The 21,592-nt window shown below is 39.5% G+C and carries 24 protein-coding genes; 11 read left to right on the top strand and 13 right to left on the bottom strand.

Going from position 1 to position 21,592, the window contains the following annotated elements; translation table 11 throughout:
• Positions 1-126: 126 nt before the first annotated feature.
• From AC1M9A_RS07915 to msrA, 6 genes are all read left to right on the top strand, one after another.
• Entirely contained in the window at positions 127-618 is a 492-nt protein-coding gene (locus AC1M9A_RS07915; RefSeq protein ID WP_481591567.1) for a lipocalin family protein, read from the top strand.
• A gap of 192 nt (positions 619-810) precedes the next feature.
• Complete coding sequence (gene thyA, locus AC1M9A_RS07910) at positions 811-1,653, top strand: thymidylate synthase (protein WP_035266815.1); 843 nt, start codon at positions 811-813, stop codon at positions 1,651-1,653.
• A 93-nt stretch (positions 1,654-1,746) separates the two neighbouring features.
• Positions 1,747-2,259 (top strand): dihydrofolate reductase, encoded by a 513-nt coding sequence (locus tag AC1M9A_RS07905; protein ID WP_035266739.1) that lies wholly within the window; start codon positions 1,747-1,749, stop codon positions 2,257-2,259.
• 26 nt (positions 2,260-2,285) lie between these two features.
• Positions 2,286-3,356, top strand: coding sequence for an Lnb N-terminal periplasmic domain-containing protein (locus AC1M9A_RS07900; protein WP_481587592.1), 1,071 nt, complete (start codon positions 2,286-2,288; stop codon positions 3,354-3,356).
• A gap of 74 nt (positions 3,357-3,430) precedes the next feature.
• Complete coding sequence (locus AC1M9A_RS07895; RefSeq protein ID WP_035266743.1) at positions 3,431-3,886, top strand: META domain-containing protein; 456 nt, start codon at positions 3,431-3,433, stop codon at positions 3,884-3,886.
• Between the two features lie 83 nt (positions 3,887-3,969).
• Complete coding sequence (gene msrA / locus AC1M9A_RS07890; protein ID WP_035266744.1) at positions 3,970-4,491, top strand: peptide-methionine (S)-S-oxide reductase MsrA; 522 nt, start codon at positions 3,970-3,972, stop codon at positions 4,489-4,491.
• Between the two features lie 50 nt (positions 4,492-4,541).
• Here the strand turns inward: msrA and AC1M9A_RS07885 are convergent, their stop codons facing one another.
• The 5 genes from AC1M9A_RS07885 to AC1M9A_RS07865 all read right to left on the bottom strand — a co-directional run bounded on the left by AC1M9A_RS07885 (position 4,542) and on the right by AC1M9A_RS07865 (position 8,269).
• The gene (locus AC1M9A_RS07885; RefSeq protein ID WP_035266746.1) at positions 4,542-4,946 is read right to left on the bottom strand and encodes an ExbD/TolR family protein; all 405 of its coding nucleotides are present in this window, start codon (positions 4,944-4,946) and stop codon (positions 4,542-4,544) included.
• Positions 4,946-5,569 carry a MotA/TolQ/ExbB proton channel family protein gene (locus AC1M9A_RS07880; RefSeq protein WP_180028347.1) on the bottom strand — a complete coding sequence of 208 codons (624 nt, stop codon included), beginning with the start codon at positions 5,567-5,569 and terminating at the stop codon, positions 4,946-4,948. Before AC1M9A_RS07880 ends, AC1M9A_RS07885 begins: the two co-directional genes overlap by 1 nt.
• A gap of 20 nt (positions 5,570-5,589) precedes the next feature.
• Complete coding sequence (locus AC1M9A_RS07875; protein ID WP_481609987.1) at positions 5,590-6,408, bottom strand: energy transducer TonB; 819 nt, start codon at positions 6,406-6,408, stop codon at positions 5,590-5,592.
• A gap of 213 nt (positions 6,409-6,621) precedes the next feature.
• A complete protein-coding gene (purU, locus tag AC1M9A_RS07870; RefSeq protein ID WP_092766746.1) occupies positions 6,622-7,488 on the bottom strand; it encodes a formyltetrahydrofolate deformylase in 867 nt (288 codons plus the stop codon).
• Positions 7,489-7,576: 88 nt separating this feature from the next.
• Positions 7,577-8,269, bottom strand: coding sequence for a TetR/AcrR family transcriptional regulator (locus AC1M9A_RS07865; protein ID WP_035266753.1), 693 nt, complete (start codon positions 8,267-8,269; stop codon positions 7,577-7,579).
• Positions 8,270-8,393: 124 nt separating this feature from the next.
• On the opposite strand from AC1M9A_RS07865, the gene AC1M9A_RS07860 reads away from it, so the two are divergent.
• From AC1M9A_RS07860 to AC1M9A_RS07845, 4 genes are all read left to right on the top strand, one after another.
• Positions 8,394-9,842 carry a coniferyl aldehyde dehydrogenase gene (locus tag AC1M9A_RS07860; RefSeq protein ID WP_035266754.1) on the top strand — a complete coding sequence of 483 codons (1,449 nt, stop codon included), beginning with the start codon at positions 8,394-8,396 and terminating at the stop codon, positions 9,840-9,842.
• 165 nt (positions 9,843-10,007) lie between these two features.
• Entirely contained in the window at positions 10,008-10,244 is a 237-nt protein-coding gene (rpmB, locus tag AC1M9A_RS07855; RefSeq protein WP_000048256.1) for a 50S ribosomal protein L28, read from the top strand.
• A 12-nt stretch (positions 10,245-10,256) separates the two neighbouring features.
• Entirely contained in the window at positions 10,257-10,412 is a 156-nt protein-coding gene (gene rpmG / locus AC1M9A_RS07850) for a 50S ribosomal protein L33 (RefSeq protein WP_001205031.1), read from the top strand.
• 151 nt (positions 10,413-10,563) lie between these two features.
• The gene (locus AC1M9A_RS07845; protein ID WP_035266756.1) at positions 10,564-12,282 is read left to right on the top strand and encodes a cation:proton antiporter; all 1,719 of its coding nucleotides are present in this window, start codon (positions 10,564-10,566) and stop codon (positions 12,280-12,282) included.
• A 36-nt stretch (positions 12,283-12,318) separates the two neighbouring features.
• On the opposite strand, the gene AC1M9A_RS07840 is transcribed toward AC1M9A_RS07845, so the two are convergent.
• The 6 genes from AC1M9A_RS07840 to AC1M9A_RS07815 all read right to left on the bottom strand — a co-directional run bounded on the left by AC1M9A_RS07840 (position 12,319) and on the right by AC1M9A_RS07815 (position 17,606).
• Positions 12,319-12,597 carry a hypothetical protein gene (locus AC1M9A_RS07840; RefSeq protein ID WP_035266758.1) on the bottom strand — a complete coding sequence of 93 codons (279 nt, stop codon included), beginning with the start codon at positions 12,595-12,597 and terminating at the stop codon, positions 12,319-12,321.
• A 122-nt stretch (positions 12,598-12,719) separates the two neighbouring features.
• Positions 12,720-13,223, bottom strand: a complete 504-nt coding sequence (locus tag AC1M9A_RS07835) for a DUF6586 family protein (RefSeq protein WP_035266761.1) — start codon at positions 13,221-13,223, stop codon at positions 12,720-12,722.
• A gap of 193 nt (positions 13,224-13,416) precedes the next feature.
• Complete coding sequence (locus AC1M9A_RS07830; RefSeq protein WP_035266764.1) at positions 13,417-13,743, bottom strand: hypothetical protein; 327 nt, start codon at positions 13,741-13,743, stop codon at positions 13,417-13,419.
• A 297-nt stretch (positions 13,744-14,040) separates the two neighbouring features.
• Complete coding sequence (locus tag AC1M9A_RS07825) at positions 14,041-14,292, bottom strand: RNA recognition motif domain-containing protein (RefSeq protein ID WP_035266766.1); 252 nt, start codon at positions 14,290-14,292, stop codon at positions 14,041-14,043.
• Positions 14,293-14,372: 80 nt separating this feature from the next.
• Positions 14,373-16,361 carry an ATP-dependent helicase gene (locus AC1M9A_RS07820; RefSeq protein ID WP_481609986.1) on the bottom strand — a complete coding sequence of 663 codons (1,989 nt, stop codon included), beginning with the start codon at positions 16,359-16,361 and terminating at the stop codon, positions 14,373-14,375.
• Positions 16,362-16,463: 102 nt separating this feature from the next.
• Entirely contained in the window at positions 16,464-17,606 is a 1,143-nt protein-coding gene (locus AC1M9A_RS07815) for a glycerate kinase family protein (protein WP_481609985.1), read from the bottom strand.
• Positions 17,607-17,740: 134 nt separating this feature from the next.
• Here AC1M9A_RS07815 and AC1M9A_RS07810 point away from each other — a divergent pair, with 134 nt between their 5' ends.
• A complete protein-coding gene (locus AC1M9A_RS07810) occupies positions 17,741-18,256 on the top strand; it encodes a hypothetical protein (RefSeq protein ID WP_481588666.1) in 516 nt (171 codons plus the stop codon).
• 55 nt (positions 18,257-18,311) lie between these two features.
• On the opposite strand, the gene topA is transcribed toward AC1M9A_RS07810, so the two are convergent.
• Positions 18,312-20,951 (bottom strand): type I DNA topoisomerase, encoded by a 2,640-nt coding sequence (topA, locus tag AC1M9A_RS07805; RefSeq protein WP_481591572.1) that lies wholly within the window; start codon positions 20,949-20,951, stop codon positions 18,312-18,314.
• 32 nt (positions 20,952-20,983) lie between these two features.
• Positions 20,984-21,433, bottom strand: a complete 450-nt coding sequence (locus AC1M9A_RS07800) for an ammonium transporter (RefSeq protein ID WP_481587602.1) — start codon at positions 21,431-21,433, stop codon at positions 20,984-20,986.
• Between the last annotated feature and the right edge of the window lie 159 nt (positions 21,434-21,592).

Genomic DNA, 21,592 nt, shown 5'->3' with positions numbered 1-21,592 from the left:
TGAAAATAAATATAAAATTAATCACACTCACTTAACGCTTTGCTACAGAACAGTATTATTTCTACTCCAAAACTGTGCCTATACTCAAAGGATGTATCTAATTTAGATTAAATGGAGTAAATCATAATGAGTCAAAATTTAACGACCGTATCTAACTTCCAACTTGAACGCTATTTAGGTACTTGGTATGAGATTGCACGCTTACCAATGAAGCATCAACCTGAAGACAGTACGGATATTTCGGCAGTCTATACCTTAAACAGCGATGGAACTGTACGTGTTCAAAATCGTTGTCTTGATGGCAACAAAGAACTGGATGAGTCTATTGGCGAAGCCACAGTTGTAGATGCTGAACATGGCAAATTAGAAGTCAGCTTTTTGCCTGAAGGATTTCGTTGGATTCCATTCACTAAGGGTGATTATTGGGTACTTAAGATCGATGAAAATTATCAAACTGCTTTAGTCGGTGAACCTAATCAAAAATATCTTTGGATTCTGCACCGTGAACCTGTGTTAAATGAATCTATCAAGCAAGCGTATCTAGCATATGCTCAATCCATTGGTTATGACCTAAGCGATTTAATTCATACTGTACATACAGGACACAAAACTGTTTAAGCCCTAAAATTTTGTGTTAAATGAGAGCACCCTAAAGGGTGCTTTCTTATTTCTTTAATTACTCGCTTTCAAAGAGTCTATTCCGTAAGGAAGATATTAAAATGCATGCTGCTTTAGTATAAACTGATGCCAATGAAATTTTTGGCATTGGTTTATTCTTCAAATGCCACATTCAAATCGATCAGGACATTTATGAAAGCGTATTTAGACCTACTACAACATATCCTCGACAATGGCGGTGATAAAGGTGACCGTACTGGTACAGGTACTCGTTCTGTATTTGGTCATCAAATGCGCTTTGATCTTTCTAAAGGTTTTCCTCTACTGACCACAAAGAAAGTTCACTTCCGTTCAATCGTGATTGAATTACTTTGGTTCCTTAAAGGTGATACCAATGTTAAATATCTGCAAGATCATAAAGTTACAATTTGGGATGAATGGTCGACAGCTGAGCAGACTGCTCGTTTTGGACGTCCTGAAGGAGAGCTAGGTCCAGTATATGGACACCAATGGCGTAACTTTGGTGCAACTAAAAAAGACGATGGTTTATACGAGCAAGATGGTTTTGATCAAATCAAATGGTTAATTAATGAAATTAAAACCAATCCAAACTCCCGTCGTTTAATCGTATCAGGTTGGAACCCAAAAGAAGCTGGACAAGTGGCACTCCCTCCTTGTCACACGCTTTTCCAGTTTTTTGTTCAGGATGGAAAATTATCATGTCAGCTTTATCAACGTAGTGCTGATGTTTTTCTTGGCGTTCCATTTAATATTGCAAGTTATGCACTTCTCACCCATATGATTGCGCAAGTCTGTGATCTAGAAGTCGGTGATTTTGTTTGGACAGGTGGTGATACTCATCTTTACGCCAATCATTTCGAGCAAGCACAACTTCAATTAACACGTGAACCACTTCCATTGTGCCAACTCAAACTGAATCCCGAAATTAAAGATATTTTTGATTTCAAATTTGAAGATATTGAAATCGTAAATTACGAATCGCATCCTGCAATTAAAGCACCTGTTGCGGTTTGATTTTAACTAATGTCTTTTGGGATCACAGTTGATACTAATCGTGATCCAACTTTACATTTCCCTCTTTAACTCATATTCGCTGGAAGAATAATCATGGCATTTCAAGGTTTAGAAGTCGTACACGTCGTTGCAATGGATCAGCAACGTTGTATTGGCAAAGGAAATGATTTGCCATGGCATATTTCAGCTGATCTCAAACATTTTAAAGAAATTACCCAAGGTGGTGTTGTGGTGATGGGACGTAAAACACTTGAGTCTATGGGTAGAACGCTTCCTAAACGTGTAAATTGGGTCATTACACGAGATACGTCATGGCAATTTGAAGGAACAAAAATCGCGCATACAATCGAGAGTGCACTTGAGCAGGCAGTCCATGATGTAAAAGCTTCAGAAAAGCCTGGATCTATTTTTATCATAGGTGGTGGAGAAATTTTTAGCCAAACGATCTCTATTGCGGATCGCTTAGAACTCACGCATGTTGAATTAGACGTTCAAGGTGATGCTCATTATCCTGAGATTCCACCTGAATTTAAAAAAGTGGCATCAGAGCAACACATTGATGACAAAACAAATATTGCATTTGAGTTCGCAACCTACCAAAAATAAAGCTTTCTTACATATAGCCAATAACAATGCATAACATCGGTAAAAGAGAGTTTATTCTTGCGCTTGCAAAGGGAGCTTTTCACTCCCTATTTAGTTTATTTGTCATCTTCTCTTCAATTTGGTTATGTATGGCCTTATGGGTTCAAGAGCCATTTGGCTGGTTAGTCAGTCGTATTATCATTGGCTTTTGGGTCGCTTTTGCCTTAAGTGTTTTAGGCATATATGCAACACAACATTTTTTCAGCCGTAGTAAAGATGTTGTCTTATACATTGTCTTTTTTGCGTTCAGTTTAGTTTGGTATTTTAGTATCCCTGCCAAACAAGACCGTGAGTGGAATCCTGAAGTCGCAAGAATTCTCAATTATGAACGTCAAGGTGATTGGGTCACTTTACACAATGTGCGTAATTTTGCATGGAATGAAGACGGAACCTATCAAGAACGCTGGGAAACACGTCAAATTGATTTGAATCAAATCAGTGGCATTAACATCATTACTTCATATTGGATGGGACCACAAATCGCCCACACTTTAGTCAGCTTTGATTTCAAAAACTCTAAACCACTGACCTTTTCGATTGAAATTCGCAAAGAAAAAGATGAAGAGTTTTCTGCTATTGGTGGTTTTTTTAGAAAGTACGAAGTCAGTTTAGTTGCTGCTGACGAGAAAGACATTATTTATACACGTAGCAATGTACGTAATGAGCAGGTCTATTTTTTCCCAATCAACATGGAAGCTGCTGAAATGAAAGCTTTATTTGAGGAATATTTAGAGCAAGCAGATAAACTTAGTCAAGAACCAAAATGGTATAACACCTTGACCAGTAACTGCACCACTTTGGTTTTTGATATGGTTCAAGCGATTTCCAAACATGAACTGCCAGTGGACTACCGATTATTAGCCTCAGGTTATTTACCTAATTATCTGTATGACTTAGGGGCATTACAACATCATTGGGATATCAAAACATGGTACAACAAGGCACATGTCAACCCAAGAACAGACCAATTTAATCAATTTAAATATCAAAGTAGTGAAAATTATTCAAAATTGATTCGTCTGGGTCTCCCTCAGAGTCAGCCAGAGCTTGCACCTTAGCGTATCAGTTGATATACATAAAATTGACTTGAATTTAATTTACATTAGAAAGAAATAACACAGGGGCATTTCATATGTTAAAACAACTTTTAGCCGTATCCGTTATAGGCTCAGCATTACTTTTTACAGCATGTACCACAACACCATCTGCTGAAAAGCAACAACAAGCACTTAATCAATTGCAAAATAAAACTTGGATTTTGACACATATTGGCGCAACAGAATTTAAGACCGACCCTACTGCACACAATGTTCCAAGTATTCAATTTGATGCAGCATCTAGTCGTTTGAGTGGTGCAGATGGTTGTAACCGTTTTATGGGTGCATATAGCATTAAAGCTGACAAAATTAGCTTGAGTGAAGTTGCAACTACACAAATGATGTGTGTGAATACTCAAGAACTTGCAAATCGCTATAATGCTGCCTTGGCAAAAGTCGCGGCATTCCAAGTCTATGACAAAACGCTTCGCCTACTCGATGAGAATGGTAATCCAGTATTGCAGTATGAGTCTGCAATACAACCGCGTTAACAGTTAAGCAACCATTTCACTGGTTGCTTTTTTCATTCTACACCCCATTATTTCAGTCATTGCAACTCAATAAGGTGAATCCCATGCAACAAGCTTTGCTCGGTGGCGGATGCTTCTGGTGTGTTGAAGCAGTTTTCCTTCAACTCAAAGGTGTCACTAAAGTCGTGAGTGGTTATGCGGGTGGGTATACGGCCAATCCAAGCTATGAGGACATTTGCAAAGGAGACACCCATCACGCAGAAGTGGTTTTAGTGGATTTTGATGAAAGTCAAATTAGCTTTGCTCAATTGCTTGATGTATTTTTTGCAACACATGATCCAACCACACTCAATCGCCAAGGTAATGATATAGGTACGCAATATCGCTCTGTCATTTATTATTTTAATGAAGAACAGCGCCAGATTGCAGAGAAAGCGATTCAACAGTTAAAAGCAGAAGGTTTAGATATTGTTACAGAACTAAGCTCAGTACCGACCTTCTACCCTGCTGAAGAATATCATCAAAATTTCTTTGCTCGTAACCCGACTCAGGGCTACTGCAATTTTAGTATCCCACCAAAACTTTTAAAGCTTCGCTCTAAATTTGAAGGTTTACTCAAAGACTAATACAGGTATAAAAAAAGCGACCTTATGGTCGCTTTTCTCATGTTAATCAGTTAATTATCTGTGGCAAAGGCAATGTCAGCAAGCCCGGCTTCGCTTGCACGTGACATCACTTGAGCAACAGTATCGTAACGTGATTCTTTATCTGCTTTAAGAATAATTGTCGGTTGTTGTGCTGAACCACCGGCATCGTTAAATCTTTTTTGCAATTCATCTAAGCTGATAATTTCTGAATCCCATGCAATCTCACCCTGTGAGTTAATGCTTACTTGAATCGATTCAGGTGGCGGATCAATGATATCCGCTGTCGTTTTTGGTAAAGTTAATGGAATTGATGGGTTAGCAACGGTCGCTGTCACCAAGAAGATGATCATCAAAACCAACATAATGTCAATTAACGGGATGAGGTTCATCTCCGTCATGCCTGTATCGTTGTCTTCACCCAATTGAAAAGCCATTAAGCTTGACCTCCAACGTAACTTTCTTGAGTCGCTTTCACTTCAACTTTTTGCGCAGAAGAATCTTGTTGCAGCATCGTGTCGATTAAAAGACTGTGAGCATGATCTTGTAGTTCATTACTTAATGTACGATTAAAGCGAATACAAATGTTGTATGCAATCACTGCTGGAATAGCTACTGCTAGACCAATACCAGTCATAATCAGGGCTTCACCCACAGGGGTTGCAACTTGTGCAAGTCCTGCTTGACCGCTTTTACCTACTGCAACCAATGCATGGAAGATTCCCCATACTGTACCAAATAGCCCTACAAATGGTGCAAGTGAGGCAATTGTTCCGAGTACAGCAACACCTTTTTCAGCAGATGCTTTTTCCAAAGCAATCTGACGCAATAAAGCTTGCTCCGCAACAGCTTTACGTTGTTCAAATCCCAAAGGAGCGAGTTTTGCTTTCAATCCTGCTAGTGCTTTAGAGAGTTGAGCATAAGCAACTTCTTTCAGTTGACGTGTTCCCATCACACGTAAAACGACAATCGTCCATGTCGCAATAGACATTGCGAGTAAAACGAAATAAAGCGTCTTACTGACTGCATCAGCATGTTGCCAATAAACTGAAAAGTTCATACTCGAACTCCTAATAAAAGTTAGCCGTTAGAATTCAACTTAAGTTCAAATGGTTGTTCCGCTCTAAACGGATAAGCCACACCATTTTCCTTATAAGGTCTGAATTTTGCATTACGCACTGAGCGTAAAATCTTTTGATCAAGCGAATCAATCCCACTTGATTTTGTGATTCTGGCATTCACTACATTACCGTTAGTGTCCGCTTCAATCGATACTACAACAGTACGATCAGAACCTTGTAAATCTCGGTTGGTATATGATGGCTTCGGTGTACGAGACCATGATATTTGCCCAATACTTAAATTCTTTGGTGTATTACGAGCTTGCTGCTCACGACGTTCTTGTTCGCGTCTTTCATTTTCCAAGCGCTCACGTTCTTGTTGCTCACGTAGCTGTTGGTCACGCAATGCTTGCTCACGTCGCTGCTGTTCAAGTAACTCACGATTTTTACGTTCTTGCTCTAAACGCTGTTGTTCCTGCTTTTGCTTTTCTAATTTATCTTCTTGAACAATTGCTTTTTGTTCGACAGGTTTAGGCTTTTCAGCAATGACTTTGGGTTTAACCACAGGAGGTGGTTCAACGACTTTAGGTTCTGGTTTTGGTTGAACTTGAGGTTCCACAGGTTCAACAGGAGGTGGCGGCGGTGGCGCATCCTCTTTAATCTGAACAAAACGAACCTTAATTGGGTCTTTATCAATAGGTTTTAATTCAGGTGTTTTCATCTGACTCACTGCAAATAAAACACCAATATGCCCGATCACCACTGCAATGAGCGAAGTAAGCACTTTCTTTTTCATTGAGATTGGATTTTGCATCATAGGAATGGAAGATGGGCTCATTAAAGTTTATGACCTGATATACATTGACGCTGTCTTCAGAAGGAAGATTTCAATCAAACTTATCGGTTAGTACAATTAAAGTACGCCAATAATAAATGAGAAGTGTTTTCATTTGCAACTATTAATTCTGCAGTTTTGATGAGTTTTTTTGATCATCAATAAAAAAGGCATGCTCACGCATGCCTTAATAAATCAGTGATATTTAATTAAAAATCACTGGAATACCACAGTTTTATTACCATCAACAATGATACGGTCTTCTAAATGCCACTTAACAGCACGCGCCAAGACATTACGCTCAACGTCTTGACCTAATTCACGTAATTGATCAACTGTAAAATCATGGCTGACACGCTCAACATCTTGTTCAATAATCGGGCCTTGATCCAAATCAGCTGTCACATAATGCGCTGTTGCACCAATCAGTTTTACGCCTTTTTCATACGCTTGCTTATAAGGGTTAGCACCCACAAAAGCTGGAAGGAAAGAATGATGAATGTTGATCACTTTCATTTCCCACTTAGAGACGAACTCTTCATCAAGAATCTGCATATAACGTGCGAGTACAAGCAAATCATTACCTTGCATTAACTCATCAATTTTTGCATATGCTTCGCGCTTGTTCTCTTTATTGACAGGCACAACTTCAAAAGGAATACCGAAATTTTCCACAGACTCACGTAGATCTTCATGATTCGACACAACCTTAGTGATTTCACAAGGTAATCCACCACGTGCATGACGCCATAAAAGTTCAAGCAAGGCATGATCGACTTTCGATACCAAAATACCTACTTTCTTTACATCTGACACTAAAGCTAGACGCCAATGCATGTTGTAACGTTCAGCTACGTTTGTGGCGAAAGTTTGTAGAATATTTTCCTTACGGCTTTGCAAATTGTCGAGTTCAAACTCAACACGCATGAAATAACGCCCGCCCTGAGCTTCTGTTGCATATTGATCAAGCGCAGTGATGTTTGCCCCTTGATGATACAAAAAGCTCGATACAGCCTGCACGATTCCTGGTTTATCTTCGCAAGTAATCAGTAAACGTGCTGTGTTAGCAGTTGTCATATTCATGATGATTTATATCACTTAACAGTTAAATTGAAAAACAGCCGCGTATTCTAACTCTTTTTTTAATGCTTTCAAATTATCTTTGCTGAAATCAATCTTCTCGATCAGCAGAAAGACTAGCAAATAATTCAGATGTTCCCAGCGTTTCAAGCAAGCGCTCATAAGTCTGACGACTTTCACCACGTAAATAAGGACCTTCAAGAAACACCATTTGACGCAGTGCCTGCCAAACCCACTTTTCATCTAGATGGTTGGAATCTTTTAAATGACCAGACATATAGAGAAAGTTCGTCCAATTGGTTAGGACGATCCATAGGTTAATGATCAACGCTTCAATTTCAGACTCTGTCATTTGCATGAGACCTGCATTGACGAAGGCTCGGTAAATCTTTTGACCTTGTTGCATCACTTTACCTGCGAAACGCGGGTAAATTTTTCTAAAGTCATCATTATTTTCGGTTAAATGATATACATCACGATGCAGAAAACGATAGGCCCATAACTGACTACTGAGTACTTGAAAGTATCGGATTTTATCATTGGCATTTACATCACGGTCTTCTGGCAATGCTAGCAGCTCTAAAGTTGCATGCTGATATTGCTCCATCAACTCTTTAATGATCTCTTGCTTGTTACGAAAGTGATAATAGAGATTACCAGGGCTAATACCTAACTCTGCTGCGATATGGTTAGTTGTGACAGATCGCTCTCCACGTTCGTTAAAGAGTTGCAAACTAATTTGCAAGATTCGGTCTTTGGTTTTTAACGTTTTGGAATGCGACATCCTAATACCATCTATAACAAGAATAATGACGTTTAGCCCAAGCTAACATAAAAGTGACTTGACTTTTAGAGTATTTACTCTAAAAATAAAAATCACATCAACCCTTACATTAGTGGTACTGGTCATGAACAGTCAAACAAAAACAAATTTAATGACGACTGAAGCATCGGAAGTTCAGCATTTACATGATCTTCTAGCGCTTCAGAAAGCAGCCTATCGACGTTATCCGAACCCGACAGCAAAACAGCGTATTGAACGTTTGGCTCGTCTTAAAGCAGTTTTGATTAAATATCAGGACCAAATTGCAGAAGCAATTAGCCAAGATTATGGTAATCGTTCGGTTTCTGAAACGAAAATTGGTGAACTACTCACTTCACTCGAACAAATCAAATATTACAGCAAACATTTAACAGAGTGGATGAAGCCTTCTAAACGCCATATCGGTATTTTACATCAACCTGCAAAAGGTTGGGTTCAGTATCAACCTTTAGGTGTTGTCGGTATCATTTCCCCTTGGAACTACCCTTTATTATTGGCGATTAGCCCATTAGTATGTGCATTGGCAGCGGGCAACCATGCCATGATTAAAGTTTCAAGCACCTCTCGTAACTTTGGCTATGTATTACAAAATGCTTTATCTGAAGCGTTCCCACAAGAGTTAGTTGCCGTTGTTACAGGTGGTGGCGTAATCTCTGACACATTCAGTCATCTTGCATTTGATAAATTAGTCTTCACAGGCTCTACCAATGTTGGTAAGACTGTGATGAAAGCAGCATCTGAAAACTTAGTTCCAGTTATTCTAGAACTTGGTGGTAAATCACCAGTTATCGTGCACCCTTCAATTGACTTAAAGGATGTCGCGGAGCGTGTTGCATTCGGTAAATTGTGGAATGCGGGTCAAACTTGTGTCGCACCAGATTATATTTTCCTACCACGTGGTAAAACTTCAGAGTTTATTCACCAGTTTGAAACCGTTGCGAAAACGATGTATCCAACATTACGTGACAACCAAGATTACACCTCTATAGTGAGCGATAAGCAAAATAAACGCTTACAAGGTTACTTAGAAGATGCGATTCAAAATGGTGCTCAAGTCACTGAAATTAACCCATTAAAAGAAGAGCTTGCTTCTGTACGTAAAATAGCGCCAACCCTTCTGACCAATATCAGCCCTGATATGGAAATTATGAAGAACGAAATCTTTGGTCCAATTTTACCAATCTTAGAATATGATCAAATAGACGAAGTTATCGAGTTTATTAATGACCGACCACGTCCACTTGCATTATACTATTTCGACTTTAACGATGCTCGAGCAGAATACGTTTCGCAACGTACTCACTCTGGACACTTTGGTCAAAACGCTGTTGTTACTCATGTTGCACAAGATGATCTACCTTTCGGTGGCGTTGGTGCATCTGGTATGGGCAGATACCATGGTCCCGAAGGCTTCTTCAGTTTATCAAATGAACGCTCAGTCATGTCTATTCCAAAGCTATTCAGCTTGAAATACGTACTGCCTCCGTTTAATAGACCGATCCCTAGTCTTATCCGTAAAGCCTTTCTTCGTTAAATGATCAAGGCATGATCTATCACAACAGGTCATGCCCTGTTTTTATCAATTTCGCTTGTCTTTTAAGCGTATTTTTGATATAAAACGCCCCTTGAATGAATTCAATCCGTTTTATTTTGACTGGCCATACAGGTTTGCTGTTGGCTAAATCAATGGAGTTACACCATGTCTAAGGTTTGCCAAGTTACCGGCAAGCGTCCAGTCGTTGGTAACAACGTCTCACACGCCAACAACAAAACTAAGCGCCGGTTCGAGCCGAACCTGCACCACCACCGTTTTTGGTTAGAAAGCGAAAAACGTTTCGTACGTCTTCGTCTAACTACTAAAGGTATGCGTATTATCGACAAATTGGGCATCGAAAAGGTTGTTGCTGACCTACGTGCTCAAGGTCAAAAGATCTAAGGAGCAACGAAAATGCGTGATAAGATTCGCCTAGTTTCTTCTGCTGGTACAGGTTATTTCTATACCACTACTAAGAACAAACGTACTATGCCGGAAAAAATGGAAATCAAAAAATTTGATCCAAAAATCCGTCAACACGTAATCTTCAAAGAAGCTAAAATCAAATAATTTTAGTTCTTTAAAAAAATACGACCCATTGGGTCGTTTTTTTTGCCTTTTTTTTCTTCAGGTTGTTAAAATTTAATCTCAGTTTGGCATTTTTTATGCTTATACAGCTCAAAAGCCAATTCATAATTTATAAATATTTAAGGGGTGATTAGTGCCACATGATGTAGATTTAATTATATTGCTTGCGGTTGGTTTTGGCTTAGCCCTTATTTTTGGCTTTATCGCCGCACGTTTACGTCTACCCCCTCTTGTTGGCTATCTCATTGCCGGCATTATTATTAGCCCCAAAACCCCCGGTATCGTCGCCGATATCACACTAGCCAATCAACTCGCAGAACTGGGTGTCATGTTTTTGATGTTCGGTGTCGGGATGCACTTTTCACTGAAAGATTTAATGCAAGTTCGGCGTATTGCTGTCCCTGGTGCAATTTTACAAATCACAGTGGCTACCATCCTCGGGATTGGCGTCTCCATGCTATGGGGATGGAGTTTTGGGTCAGCATTGGTGTTTGGCTTAAGCTTATCTTGTGCGAGTACTGTGGTACTCCTAAAAGCTTTAGGTGACCGAGGCTTACTGGATTCAGTCAATGGAAAAATTGCTGTGGGATGGCTACTCGTCGAAGACCTAGTCATGGTGCTCGCTTTAGTTTTATTACCCGCTACAGCTGTACTCCTTGGTGGAACAGCACTGGAAGGCGCTGATCCAGATCAAAATGTCTTTGTGACTTTAGGAATAACCTTACTTAAAGTTGCGGGCTTTATTGCCTTTATGCTGATTATTGGTAAGCGCCTCATCCCTAAAATTATTCAGTTTGTCGTACGCTTGGGTTCTCGCGAGCTATTTACACTGACTGTGGTTGCAGCAGCCGTATCCATTGCCTATGGTTCATATGCGATTTTTGGCGTTTCAATGGCATTAGGTGCATTCTTTGCTGGGATGGTGGTTAAAGAGTCTGACTTCAGTCATCGTGCTGAAGAAGAAACGTTACCACTGCGTGAGATATTCTCCATCCTATTCTTCGTCTCTGTCGGAATGTTGTTTGACCCAACAATTATCGTTGAAGAACCACTTCATATTCTGGCTGTGATTAGCATTATCATGATCGGAAAAACATTAGCAGCAATGGCGCTGGTTTTGTTCTTCCGCTATCCATTAAATACCGCACTTACAGTAGGTGCCTCACTCGCTCAAATCGGTGAGTTCTCATTTATATTGGCAACACTCGGTCTATCTATAGGATTATTAACCCCTGAAGCTCAAAACTTGATTTTAGCCGGGGCATTATTTTCTATTTCGCTCAATTCTGTTTTATTTTCAGCCATTGAACCCGTACAGAAATGGATTCGTGAGCGCTCGCATTTGGCTCGTTTGCTTGAGCGTAGTGGTGATCCATTGGCGATGCTACCTGACGAGGTCTCACAGGACTACCTGCGCGATCAAGTGGTCATGGTCGGTCATGGAGAAGTTGGACGTCGCTTAACAAAAACACTGATGGAAAATAACATCAAAGTGGTGATTGCTGAAGAAAATCGAGAAATTGTTGAAAAACTACGTGCAAAAGATATTGCTGCAGTATCAGGTTCAGCAACAGAACCGGGCGTATTAATTCAAGCGCATATACAACATGCGAGGCTTTTAATTATCTCGCCGATGGATATTTTAGATATTCATAAGATTGTAGATACTGCCAAACTTCTGAATCCACAGATTCAAGTTTTGATCTGTGCAGAAAGTAAAGAAGAAGCTGAAGCAATACGTGCAGATGAAATTGGTGAAGTGTATTACGCGAAGGAAGAAATGGCGAAGAACATGAGCAATCATATTCTAAATCAAATTGAAATCGCACATCATCATGCACCATCTCACTAAGTAAAATAAAAACCGCGCTATTTGCGCGGTTTTTTCTTAGCTATAAAACTGTGGTTTTTCATCTACGACTTCCGCATGCCATTCATTCGATTGTTTTTCGAGAAGTGCAAATAACGCAGCCTGAATCATGTGTTGGGCAATCAAAGGCATATGATCACCTAATAAAGCTTTCACTTCATCATTAAATTGAATTTTCACAAGTGGCTCATCCTCGGATGCAGCGTGACGAAGCGCTAACTCGCCATTCTCAAGTTGCACCAATTCTAAAATTGCTTCTTGTGTTCCGAATAATTCTTTCAATTGCTCTATAGACATATACCCTCCATGATTCACATGGTGGCAAAATGCTGAATGCACTTTGCATAGCTTAGACTATTTTATATAAGTTCTAAAATTTATATTTCAAGTCTAATCGTTTAAAACTGTCATGATTACAATTAAAACTCAACCATTTCGTTACGAAAACCGTCAATAAGATGGGTTAAGTCACGATGCCACTCTCGAAGAATTTGAGTGTCTGGCAACCACGCTTGAGGTGTCTGCGTGACTTTAATAATAAGATTTGAAGAAGTCTCATCCTCAGGTTCTGGTGCACTTGGTTCAGGTGCATACTGGCACATACGATAAGCGCGCTTTAGTTCTGCAATAAAACCATCCTTTGCAAGATGCTGTAAAACGGTGATTTCTGGAGAAACTTGCCCTTTAGCGGCCATATGCTCTTCAATAGATTTTAATGTAGGTGAAAAATCATTTAAACGGTAATAACGAACCAACTCTTGCAAAAATGCCAAAACCGCTCCATGCAAATGAAAGACTGCCGCTTCACGATGGGCTTGAGCTTGTTGAATATGATCTGTCTGTTCTGCTTGCTGACATGATAGACGGGCAAAATAGAGTTTTTGATTAGTGCGATCTGCATGAAAACGAGCAACACGAGACATGAAAACTTCCTAGCAACATTTATGTCATACAACTTAAATGTTGGCGCCATATCACGCAATGCTTTTAAGAAAAAAATAAAGATTAATTTTAGATCAACAAGATTGATTGAAAGCTTGATGATTAATGCATACTGCTTAAAAAAAAAGCCAGCCAAATACATGGCTGACCCTTTCGAATGAATCTAAGGTTATATTAGCGAACAATACCCTTAAAAATTCCTAATGGATTATAAGTCCCATCGCCTTTTTCATTGTCATAATGAAATTTGACCTGATCTTGATCACCACCTAACAGTGTTCCAGCCTTGTAAAGACCTTCTGAAATCGCAAGGAAGCCAACATCAATTGCTTGATGAACTGTACCAACACCAGGAATTAGGCTCAGTGGCTTCCAAATTGGAGCTTGAACATTCAATGTGCTCGAAAATAAGTTTGATGCGTTTTGAAGCGTGTCACCGATTAACGTACCTGCACCTGATACGATTTCTGTTTCTAGATGATTTAATTCTTGAATAGACATTTTTATAACCTTTTGGGGTTTTATAATGGAGCTTTTATACTACACACTTCACTCAAACTTATTCAATCTATTATTAAGATATACTTCACAATAATTTGTATATAAATGTGATTTTAAGTGTATATTTTTAATAAAAATATTAATATATAACAGAAATACATTTCAAAAATATGTCAATTCTTCAAAGTACAAAAGTCGGTCAAAAAAGCTAAAAAAGATTCATATTTATTAGTGAAATTAAATAAAATATCAAATAAAAAGGAGCAATAACTGCTCCTACTTTATTTAGACATCAAGTTATGCTTCTGGCTTTTCGTCTGCAGCTTTTACTCGAATACCTGCACCTTTAACTTTACGGGTGTTCAGCCCCTTAATTGCTTTCACAGCTTCACGACCATGTGGCATTTCAACAAAGGCAAATCCTTTCGATTTGCCTGTTGCAGCATCTAATACCAATGTACATGAGTCTACTGTTCCAAACTGCTGAAATAACTCCAGAATCTCAGCTTCAGTAATGCTGCGCTCTAAGTTACGAACTAAAATTTTCATGAAAAAACCTTAAGAAGATAGGCAAAAAAACCAAAAAGTACGCGCCTACTCTACTTTTTGTATGAAACAATCTAGATAGTTTAATCGAGATCAATCCCAAAATCTAAATTAATCGACTGTCGCTCAATCAAAGCACTCTTAACCGTTTGCTGCCTGGTTTTATAATGTGTTTCACTTGTACACAAATGTCTTGAAAGATCATTAAGAAAATAGCTTTCAACTTTTCGTCCTTGCTCATCGACTTGTTCCCTTGCCCACGTCACCAAATTTTGCTTGGTTAAAATCAATTCATTTTGTGCACGGGTAAGTGCTACATAAAGCACACGGCGTTCTTCTTCAACTTCATCAAAATCCCCTTGAGCTCTTGCATGTGGATACTGACCAGGTGTCACATTCGCCACGTAACAAACTTTTTGTTCAGTTCCTTTCGCAGAATGTATCGTGATCAAAGTCACAACATCAGTCTCTGATTGGCGCTCGATTTCACTGATTGAAACTGGATCAAGCACGTAGGCTTCTAAAAACTCACTTAACTGAGTATGTTTTGAAGCTAACTGTTTCACCAACTCAAAGTCTCCTTGACGACGCCCCCAATCCTTTTTGTAATTTTCACTCAACTGAATTTCTATTGCCTGAATTGCCAAGCTTACGCAAGCTTGAACTTCAGTCTTTATCACATTCAACTGCTTCATAATGAGTAGAGCCTCAGCAGGAATACGTCCAAATTTTTCTAGTTTTTCCGCAATGACGTCATCTTGAGGGTCCTGTAACAACTGTTGCGCTAAACGGCTTGCGCCAACATCACCGACCCCATCCCAAAGCGTCAAAAACCGCATCCATGCAATATCGTCTGAAGGATTGGCAATGACCCGTAGTAAACTCAGTAAATCCTTAACATGCGCAGTTTCAAGAAGTTTCATACCACCAATAAACCGATATGGGACATTGGCTGCAATGAAAGCTGCTTCAATATGACGAGCTGCAAAGCTTGAACGTACCAGAACCATATGATCGCGCCAAGGACTTCCCTCAAGCAAATGTCGCTCTTTAATATCTATGGCAATCCATTTTGCTTCATCAAACTCATTCGGGAAAATATGAATTTTAGGCTTTATGCCTGTACCTCGATACGCATTTAAGCGCTTGTCATATTTAATCTCACTTTGATCAAGCAACCAATTTGATAAATCTAAAATTTCTTGAGTAGATCGGTAGTTTTTTTCTAATTTAAAGATCTGTGCTGCTGGCACACGCTCTTTAAAATGATGAATGTTTTCGAAATCTGCTCCACGAAAACCATAAATCGATTGAGCATCATCCCCGACACAAAACAAACTTACTCGATCCTTTAAAGGCTCTAATAGCGCCCATTGCAATGGATTGGTGTCTTGCATTTCATCCACAAGCATATGTCTGCAAATCGAGGCCACATAATCGACTAGACCCTCAGACTGTGCTAAAGCTGATGCCACGATCGCAAGAATATCGTCATAATCAAGAAAGCTGCGTGCCTGCTTTCGAGTTTCATATTCTTTCATGATTTCTGCAATCAGGTCTTTCATTGCTAAGAATTCAGGCATTTGCTTTTCTATGGCAACACTTAGCTTTTGACGCGTATTTCTAGCATATGAATACAGATCACATAATTCAGCAGGCTTCGGGAGCTGATTGGGATTCTTCTTATCATCTTTACCACGTATCAAACGAAACATCATGAGTTGATCATCACGATCAATAATTGAGAATTGCGCTAAGCCGAAAGCTTTTGGTATACGACGCAGCAAGTACATACAAAAAGTATGGAATGTTGATGCTCGTAATCCTTTTGCTTGTTCACCGAGTGCCAATTCGACACGCGCCACGATTTCACTGGCAGCACGACGCGTAAACGTCAAAATTTGAATTTGATTGGCGGGTACACCTTGATCAATAAGATAAGCAGCACGTGCCACAATCGTTTTGGTTTTACCACAGCCCGCACCCGCCAACACCAAACTATGTAAGGCTTCTGTGGTTGCAGCTTGTTTTTGTTGAGGATTTAATTCATCAATCAGGCTGTCTAAACTCATCGCTACTCATCAATTTTACAATAACAATAGTTTAACAGAGCTAGATTTAGAAAATACAAACACGCTTCAGTTTTAAACCTCAAAGCCCACTTACATAGAGGATTAGATATACTGCCTTACGATATTTTGTACCGTTAAATCTAAATTCTGAACTGCATTTTTCAAGGATTCTGACAAACTTTGATCCAGAGGATTAATACTACAGATGTGATGAAACCCTTGTTCGTACAATGGTTCTACCCCTTCACCAACTCTACCAGCGAATGCAAATACAGGCTTGTTGTGCCGATATGCGACTTGAGCAACGGCAAATGGGGTTTTACCAAATTGAGTCTGAGTATCAATTTTCCCTTCACCCGTAAATACATAATCAGCTTGCGCAATTTTTTCAGCCAATTGAGTTTCCTCAATGATTAATTCAGCACCCGATCGAATATCTGCGCCTGTAAATGCCATCAAACCAAATCCCAAACCACCTGCTGCACCAGCACCAGATCGATGACGTAAATCAACTAAAAGCTGCTGCTCTACCACCCCTGCAAAGTGCAATAAATTATGATCCAATACTTGCACCATTTCAGGTGTTGCCCCTTTTTGCGGACCAAAAATATAAGATGCGCCAAGTGGACCACATAATGGATTGTTTACATCTGAAGCAATAACAATATCTGTTTTAGTCAATCTTGGGTCGAGTTGTGACACATCAATGGAATCGATTTGGTTTAAGTTTCCACCTGTTGGCTCAAATACTTCATGATATTGATTAATAAATTTCACGCCCAAAGCATGCGCCATACCAGCACCACCATCATTGGTCACACTCCCACCCAATCCGATGATGATCTTTTTCACCCCGAATTCGAGAGCTGCAGCAATCAGTTGCCCTGTTCCTACAGTATTAGTGAACAAAGGATTTCTTAAATGAGGTGGTATGAGATGAATGCCATTGGCTTTCGCCATTTCAATGACTGCTGTTTGTCCCTGATCAATTAATCCAAAATGAGTCATGACACGCTGATTAGCGAATGGGCCTTGTGCTTCGCACGCGATTTTTAATCCTGATTTTGCCATGACCAATGCATCAATGGTTCCTTCACCACCATCTGCCATTGGATTCAAAATACATTGTGCATCGGGTAAGACTTTATGGATGGCATTTTTCATAATCATGCATACCTGCTCAGCAGGCATGCTTTCTTTGAAAGAGTCGGGAGCCAAAATAAAAGTTTCTATCCTTTGCTGCATACTTTATTGCTATTCTCATATTTAAATTAATTCAGATACTTATTTATTACATTGAGATTTTCAATTTTTCAAATAGAACCCTTATATATATTGTAATAAACTTACAATTCCCCAAAAAAAATAACGGTATAACAATGCAAAAATATCAAATATTTAAAAAAACTTTAGTGCTGTGTACATTCATTTTTGTATGTAATCAAGCTACCAGCTCGTCTGCAACCAATTCACACAGTAGTGAAAATATTCAATTATCAGCACTTTCAGCCAAATGGAAATGTACTGAAGAAATGGATTACATGGGTTATGCTGCGAAAAGCGAAATAGTGTCTGAGTTCAAACCAAATGGTCAATATTTTGAAAAAAATCAAATGACCTTTATTAAAGATAACGAGAAAGCAATTGCTTATACCCAATCTGAAGCTCAATGGAGTTTACAAGAACATATACTCACAATTGATCAAAATAAATTACTGAAATTTGAAATAGACAATGCTCAAGTTGAAGAGCAATTAAACCTTAAATCAGCTTTAGCTGATCCTGATGCTGTGAAATTACTAATTAAAAAACTCGATAACAAAGAAATGATTGCGAATTTCATTCTATTTGATACAGAAATAGAAAATCTCTCAAGAGTATGTGTAAGACAATAAATTTAATGTCATAAAAAAATGCTGACCTAAGTCAGCATTTTCTGTTATTTAATCGTTAAGCTTCAATCCATTTACCATCTTGGTAAATCAAAGACCATTTCGTTTGTTTACCTTCAGGCGTTTCAGAACCAATATATTGCGCTTGATTTTTACGACTAAACTTCACTAAAGTTGGGTTTCCATCAGGGTCAGTATCTGGCGCTTGCAGAATAAACTGATACTTTGGATCTAGCTGTTCAGCAACCGTACGCAATTCCGCAACCTTAGGAGCACGAGTTTCACGCACTTTAGGGAATTTACTTGCTGCTAAGAATAAGCCTGCTGCTCCATCACGTAATACGAAAAAGTCGTCATGTTTCGTTGAGCGCAAATGTTCCATTTTAATCGGGTCGACACGAGGAGGCGCTGGTTGACCGTTCTTCAATACTTTACGTGTATTTTCACAGCTTGTGCAGGCAAAATAAGGACCAAAACGCCCTGTCTTTAACTGCATCTCACCATCGCATTTGTCACATGGAATTGTTGGACCATCGTACCCTTTAATTTTGAACTCACCTTCTTCAAGCTCAAAACCTTCGCAGTCTGGATTGTTCCCACAGATATGAAGTTTACGACCACCATCAATAACATAGCTATCCATTGCTGTTTCGCAAATTGGGCAACGTTTTTTCGACATTAAATCTGCGGTTTCTGCAGACTCATCATCAGATAATGCGGCCAAGGACTCTACTGGCGTTAAGTTAAGTGTACCTTTACAACGTTCTTTCGGTGGTAAGTTATAGCCAGAACAACCTAAGAATACACCTGTGGTACCGGTACGAATCTGCATCGGACGATCACATTCTTTACAATGCACAGCATCAACTTCAACAGGCTGATTACGGCGCATGCCATTTTCACCCTGTGCAGTAGTCAGACGTTTCTTAAAATCACCATAGAAACTATCTAATAACTCTTTCCAATTACGCTCACCATCTGCAACTTTATCCAGTTGACCTTCTAGATCTGCAGTAAATGCATAATTCATTAAGTTGTTAAAACTTTCGTCCAAACGATCTGTAACGATTTCACCCATCTTCTCTGCATAGAGACGACGGTTATCCAATTTCACATAGCCACGATCTTGGATCGTTGAAATAATCGCTGCGTAAGTTGAAGGACGACCAATGCCTTTTTTCTCAAGCTCTTTCACCAATGATGCTTCTGTAAAACGTGCAGGTGGTTTAGTGAAATGTTGCGAAGGATCTAACTTTTGAAGTTGCAGAACTTCACCCACTTTCACAGCAGGCAGTAAAACATCATCATCCGACTTGTTCTGGCCACGTACTTTCGTAAAGCCATCAAATACCAAAGTACGACCTTTAGCTTTAAGTTCTACACCGTTTGCATCGACCAAGATTGTCGAAGACAAATATTCAGCAGGTGTCATTTGACATGCAACAAACTGACGCCAAATCAGATCATATAGACGCTGAGCATCGCGATCTACGCCCGCAAGCTGATCACCCTTCAACGCGACGTTTGATGGACGAATCGCTTCATGGGCTTCTTGCGCACCTGCTTTATTTCCAAAACGGTTTGGCTTTGCAGGAAGATATTTTTCACCATACTCGGTTTCGATATGTCCACGTACCATATTGACCGCATCATCACTCAAGAATGTAGAGTCGGTACGCATATAGGTAATATAACCTGCCTCATACAAGCGCTGTGCCATCGTCATTGTTTTCTTTACAGAGAAACCAAGTCGAGTACTTGCTGCTTGTTGTAAGGTCGATGTGATATAGGGTGCGCTCGGATTAACTTTGGTCGGTTTATCTTCACGGGCAGCAACTTTAAATTCAGCTTCTTTTAAAACATCCAATAAAGCATCTGTTTGTGCTTTGTTTTGAAGTTTTAATGTCTTACCTGACTGTTTGACTGCTTCTAAACGAATATCATCTTTTTTAGATTTGGTATCTGCAAAAACTTGCCAATATTCTTCAGGAATAAAAGCACGAATTTCTCGCTCACGCTCTACCACAAGTTTCGCAGCAACTGACTGTACACGACCCGCAGATAAACCACGTGCGATCTTCTCCCACAATAGTGGTGAAATCATAAAGCCAACAATACGATCAAGGAAACGGCGTGCTTGTTGTGCATTGACTTTATCAATGTCTAAACGAGCAGGCTGTTTAAATGCTTCTTGAATGGCATTTTTAGTAATTTCGTTGAAAACCACACGTCTATAACGAGAGTCATCACCACCAATGACTTCTTTTAAATGCCAAGCAATTGCTTCTCCTTCGCGGTCCAAATCGGTTGCGAGATAGACCTCGTCAACCTGCGAAGCAAGCTTTTTCAGTTCTGAAACAACATTTTCTTTACCAGGAAGCACTTCATAGTGTGCTTTCCAACCGTGCTCAGGGTCTACCCCCATACGATTAATCAGTGCCTGTTGAGCTTTTTCAGCTTTCTCTTCAGCAGTCTGTTTGGTACGTGTTACTGGTTTCTTTTCCGTACTTTTTGAAGCACCTGTTGGTAAGTCACGGACATGACCCACAGATGATTTCACAATGTAGTTTGAACCTAAGTATTTATTAATGGTCTTCGCTTTAGCAGGCGACTCGACGATCACTAAAGCACGTTTTTTTCCAGCTTCTGACGATTGAGCTGTAGCGCTTTTGGATGTGGACTTAGGAGCATTCGCCATAGTGAACCGTTATTCCTATAAGATTAAAAAAATTAAATTTCAGCCAATTTATGTAAAAGTGCTTTCATTTCATCAAGTTGTGTAGCGTGAAGATCTTCTTCTTCATTCCAGTACAAACCGACGCAATTAGACTGCATATCAATAGCATAAATCCCTTTTAATGCAATGGGGAAATCATTAAATTTCTCATTTCCGTGAACAACATTGAGTTTTTCATTTTCAACCAAAGCGCGCATTAAAGGTAGGCGACCATCAGGAATGATAACGCTGTAATACGCCACCATACTGGCACGATTTTCTGATGCCATTGGAATATTGGTCCATGAAGGTGCAGCAATCAAACGTGGGTGTAATCCCATTTTTCGCGCTTTCTCACGCATAATCCCCAAAGCTTTTTCTCTTGGATTTACACGTAATCCGAAGATCGAGCCCAGCACAAACACAACGATAAGAATCGTTATCCAAAGTCCAGCATTTTCCATAGTTCACCTTTTGCTTCTTATATTAGAGTTGCATAAGCCGAATATAAAAGGCAAGTTGAAAATTAAAAATACGATTTATAGCGGCATGAAACCAGTATTGAGATCTGAACCAAATAAGGCACGATGTGGTATAACCCACCTAAGCACAGTGCAACTGAA

This window comes from Acinetobacter sp. ANC_7634, assembly GCF_056779875.1.
This window is presented reverse-complemented; position numbering and strand designations above follow the sequence as displayed.

What these genes read in the sequence shown, in the direction of transcription:
- AC1M9A_RS07880 (WP_180028347.1), bottom strand. Translation starts at nt 5,569, where the DNA reads ATGAACTTTTCAGTTTATTGGCAACATGCTGATGCAGTCAGTAAGACG.
- thyA (WP_035266815.1), top strand. Translation starts at nt 811, where the DNA reads ATGAAAGCGTATTTAGACCTACTACAACATATCCTCGACAATGGCGGT.
- AC1M9A_RS07815 (WP_481609985.1), bottom strand. Translation starts at nt 17,606, where the DNA reads ATGCAGCAAAGGATAGAAACTTTTATTTTGGCTCCCGACTCTTTCAAA.
- AC1M9A_RS07810 (WP_481588666.1), top strand. Translation starts at nt 17,741, where the DNA reads ATGCAAAAATATCAAATATTTAAAAAAACTTTAGTGCTGTGTACATTC.
- rpmG (WP_001205031.1), top strand. Translation starts at nt 10,257, where the DNA reads ATGCGTGATAAGATTCGCCTAGTTTCTTCTGCTGGTACAGGTTATTTC.
- AC1M9A_RS07840 (WP_035266758.1), bottom strand. Translation starts at nt 12,597, where the DNA reads ATGTCTATAGAGCAATTGAAAGAATTATTCGGAACACAAGAAGCAATT.
- AC1M9A_RS07820 (WP_481609986.1), bottom strand. Translation starts at nt 16,361, where the DNA reads ATGAGTTTAGACAGCCTGATTGATGAATTAAATCCTCAACAAAAACAA.
- rpmB (WP_000048256.1), top strand. Translation starts at nt 10,008, where the DNA reads ATGTCTAAGGTTTGCCAAGTTACCGGCAAGCGTCCAGTCGTTGGTAAC.
- AC1M9A_RS07875 (WP_481609987.1), bottom strand. Translation starts at nt 6,408, where the DNA reads ATGAGCCCATCTTCCATTCCTATGATGCAAAATCCAATCTCAATGAAA.
- AC1M9A_RS07895 (WP_035266743.1), top strand. Translation starts at nt 3,431, where the DNA reads ATGTTAAAACAACTTTTAGCCGTATCCGTTATAGGCTCAGCATTACTT.
- AC1M9A_RS07825 (WP_035266766.1), bottom strand. Translation starts at nt 14,292, where the DNA reads ATGAAAATTTTAGTTCGTAACTTAGAGCGCAGCATTACTGAAGCTGAG.
- topA (WP_481591572.1), bottom strand. Translation starts at nt 20,951, where the DNA reads ATGGCGAATGCTCCTAAGTCCACATCCAAAAGCGCTACAGCTCAATCG.
- msrA (WP_035266744.1), top strand. Translation starts at nt 3,970, where the DNA reads ATGCAACAAGCTTTGCTCGGTGGCGGATGCTTCTGGTGTGTTGAAGCA.
- AC1M9A_RS07865 (WP_035266753.1), bottom strand. Translation starts at nt 8,269, where the DNA reads ATGTCGCATTCCAAAACGTTAAAAACCAAAGACCGAATCTTGCAAATT.
- AC1M9A_RS07830 (WP_035266764.1), bottom strand. Translation starts at nt 13,743, where the DNA reads ATGTCTATTCAAGAATTAAATCATCTAGAAACAGAAATCGTATCAGGT.
- AC1M9A_RS07860 (WP_035266754.1), top strand. Translation starts at nt 8,394, where the DNA reads ATGAACAGTCAAACAAAAACAAATTTAATGACGACTGAAGCATCGGAA.
- AC1M9A_RS07915 (WP_481591567.1), top strand. Translation starts at nt 127, where the DNA reads ATGAGTCAAAATTTAACGACCGTATCTAACTTCCAACTTGAACGCTAT.
- AC1M9A_RS07835 (WP_035266761.1), bottom strand. Translation starts at nt 13,223, where the DNA reads ATGTCTCGTGTTGCTCGTTTTCATGCAGATCGCACTAATCAAAAACTC.
- AC1M9A_RS07885 (WP_035266746.1), bottom strand. Translation starts at nt 4,946, where the DNA reads ATGGCTTTTCAATTGGGTGAAGACAACGATACAGGCATGACGGAGATG.
- AC1M9A_RS07900 (WP_481587592.1), top strand. Translation starts at nt 2,286, where the DNA reads ATGCATAACATCGGTAAAAGAGAGTTTATTCTTGCGCTTGCAAAGGGA.
- AC1M9A_RS07905 (WP_035266739.1), top strand. Translation starts at nt 1,747, where the DNA reads ATGGCATTTCAAGGTTTAGAAGTCGTACACGTCGTTGCAATGGATCAG.
- AC1M9A_RS07800 (WP_481587602.1), bottom strand. Translation starts at nt 21,433, where the DNA reads ATGGAAAATGCTGGACTTTGGATAACGATTCTTATCGTTGTGTTTGTG.
- purU (WP_092766746.1), bottom strand. Translation starts at nt 7,488, where the DNA reads ATGAATATGACAACTGCTAACACAGCACGTTTACTGATTACTTGCGAA.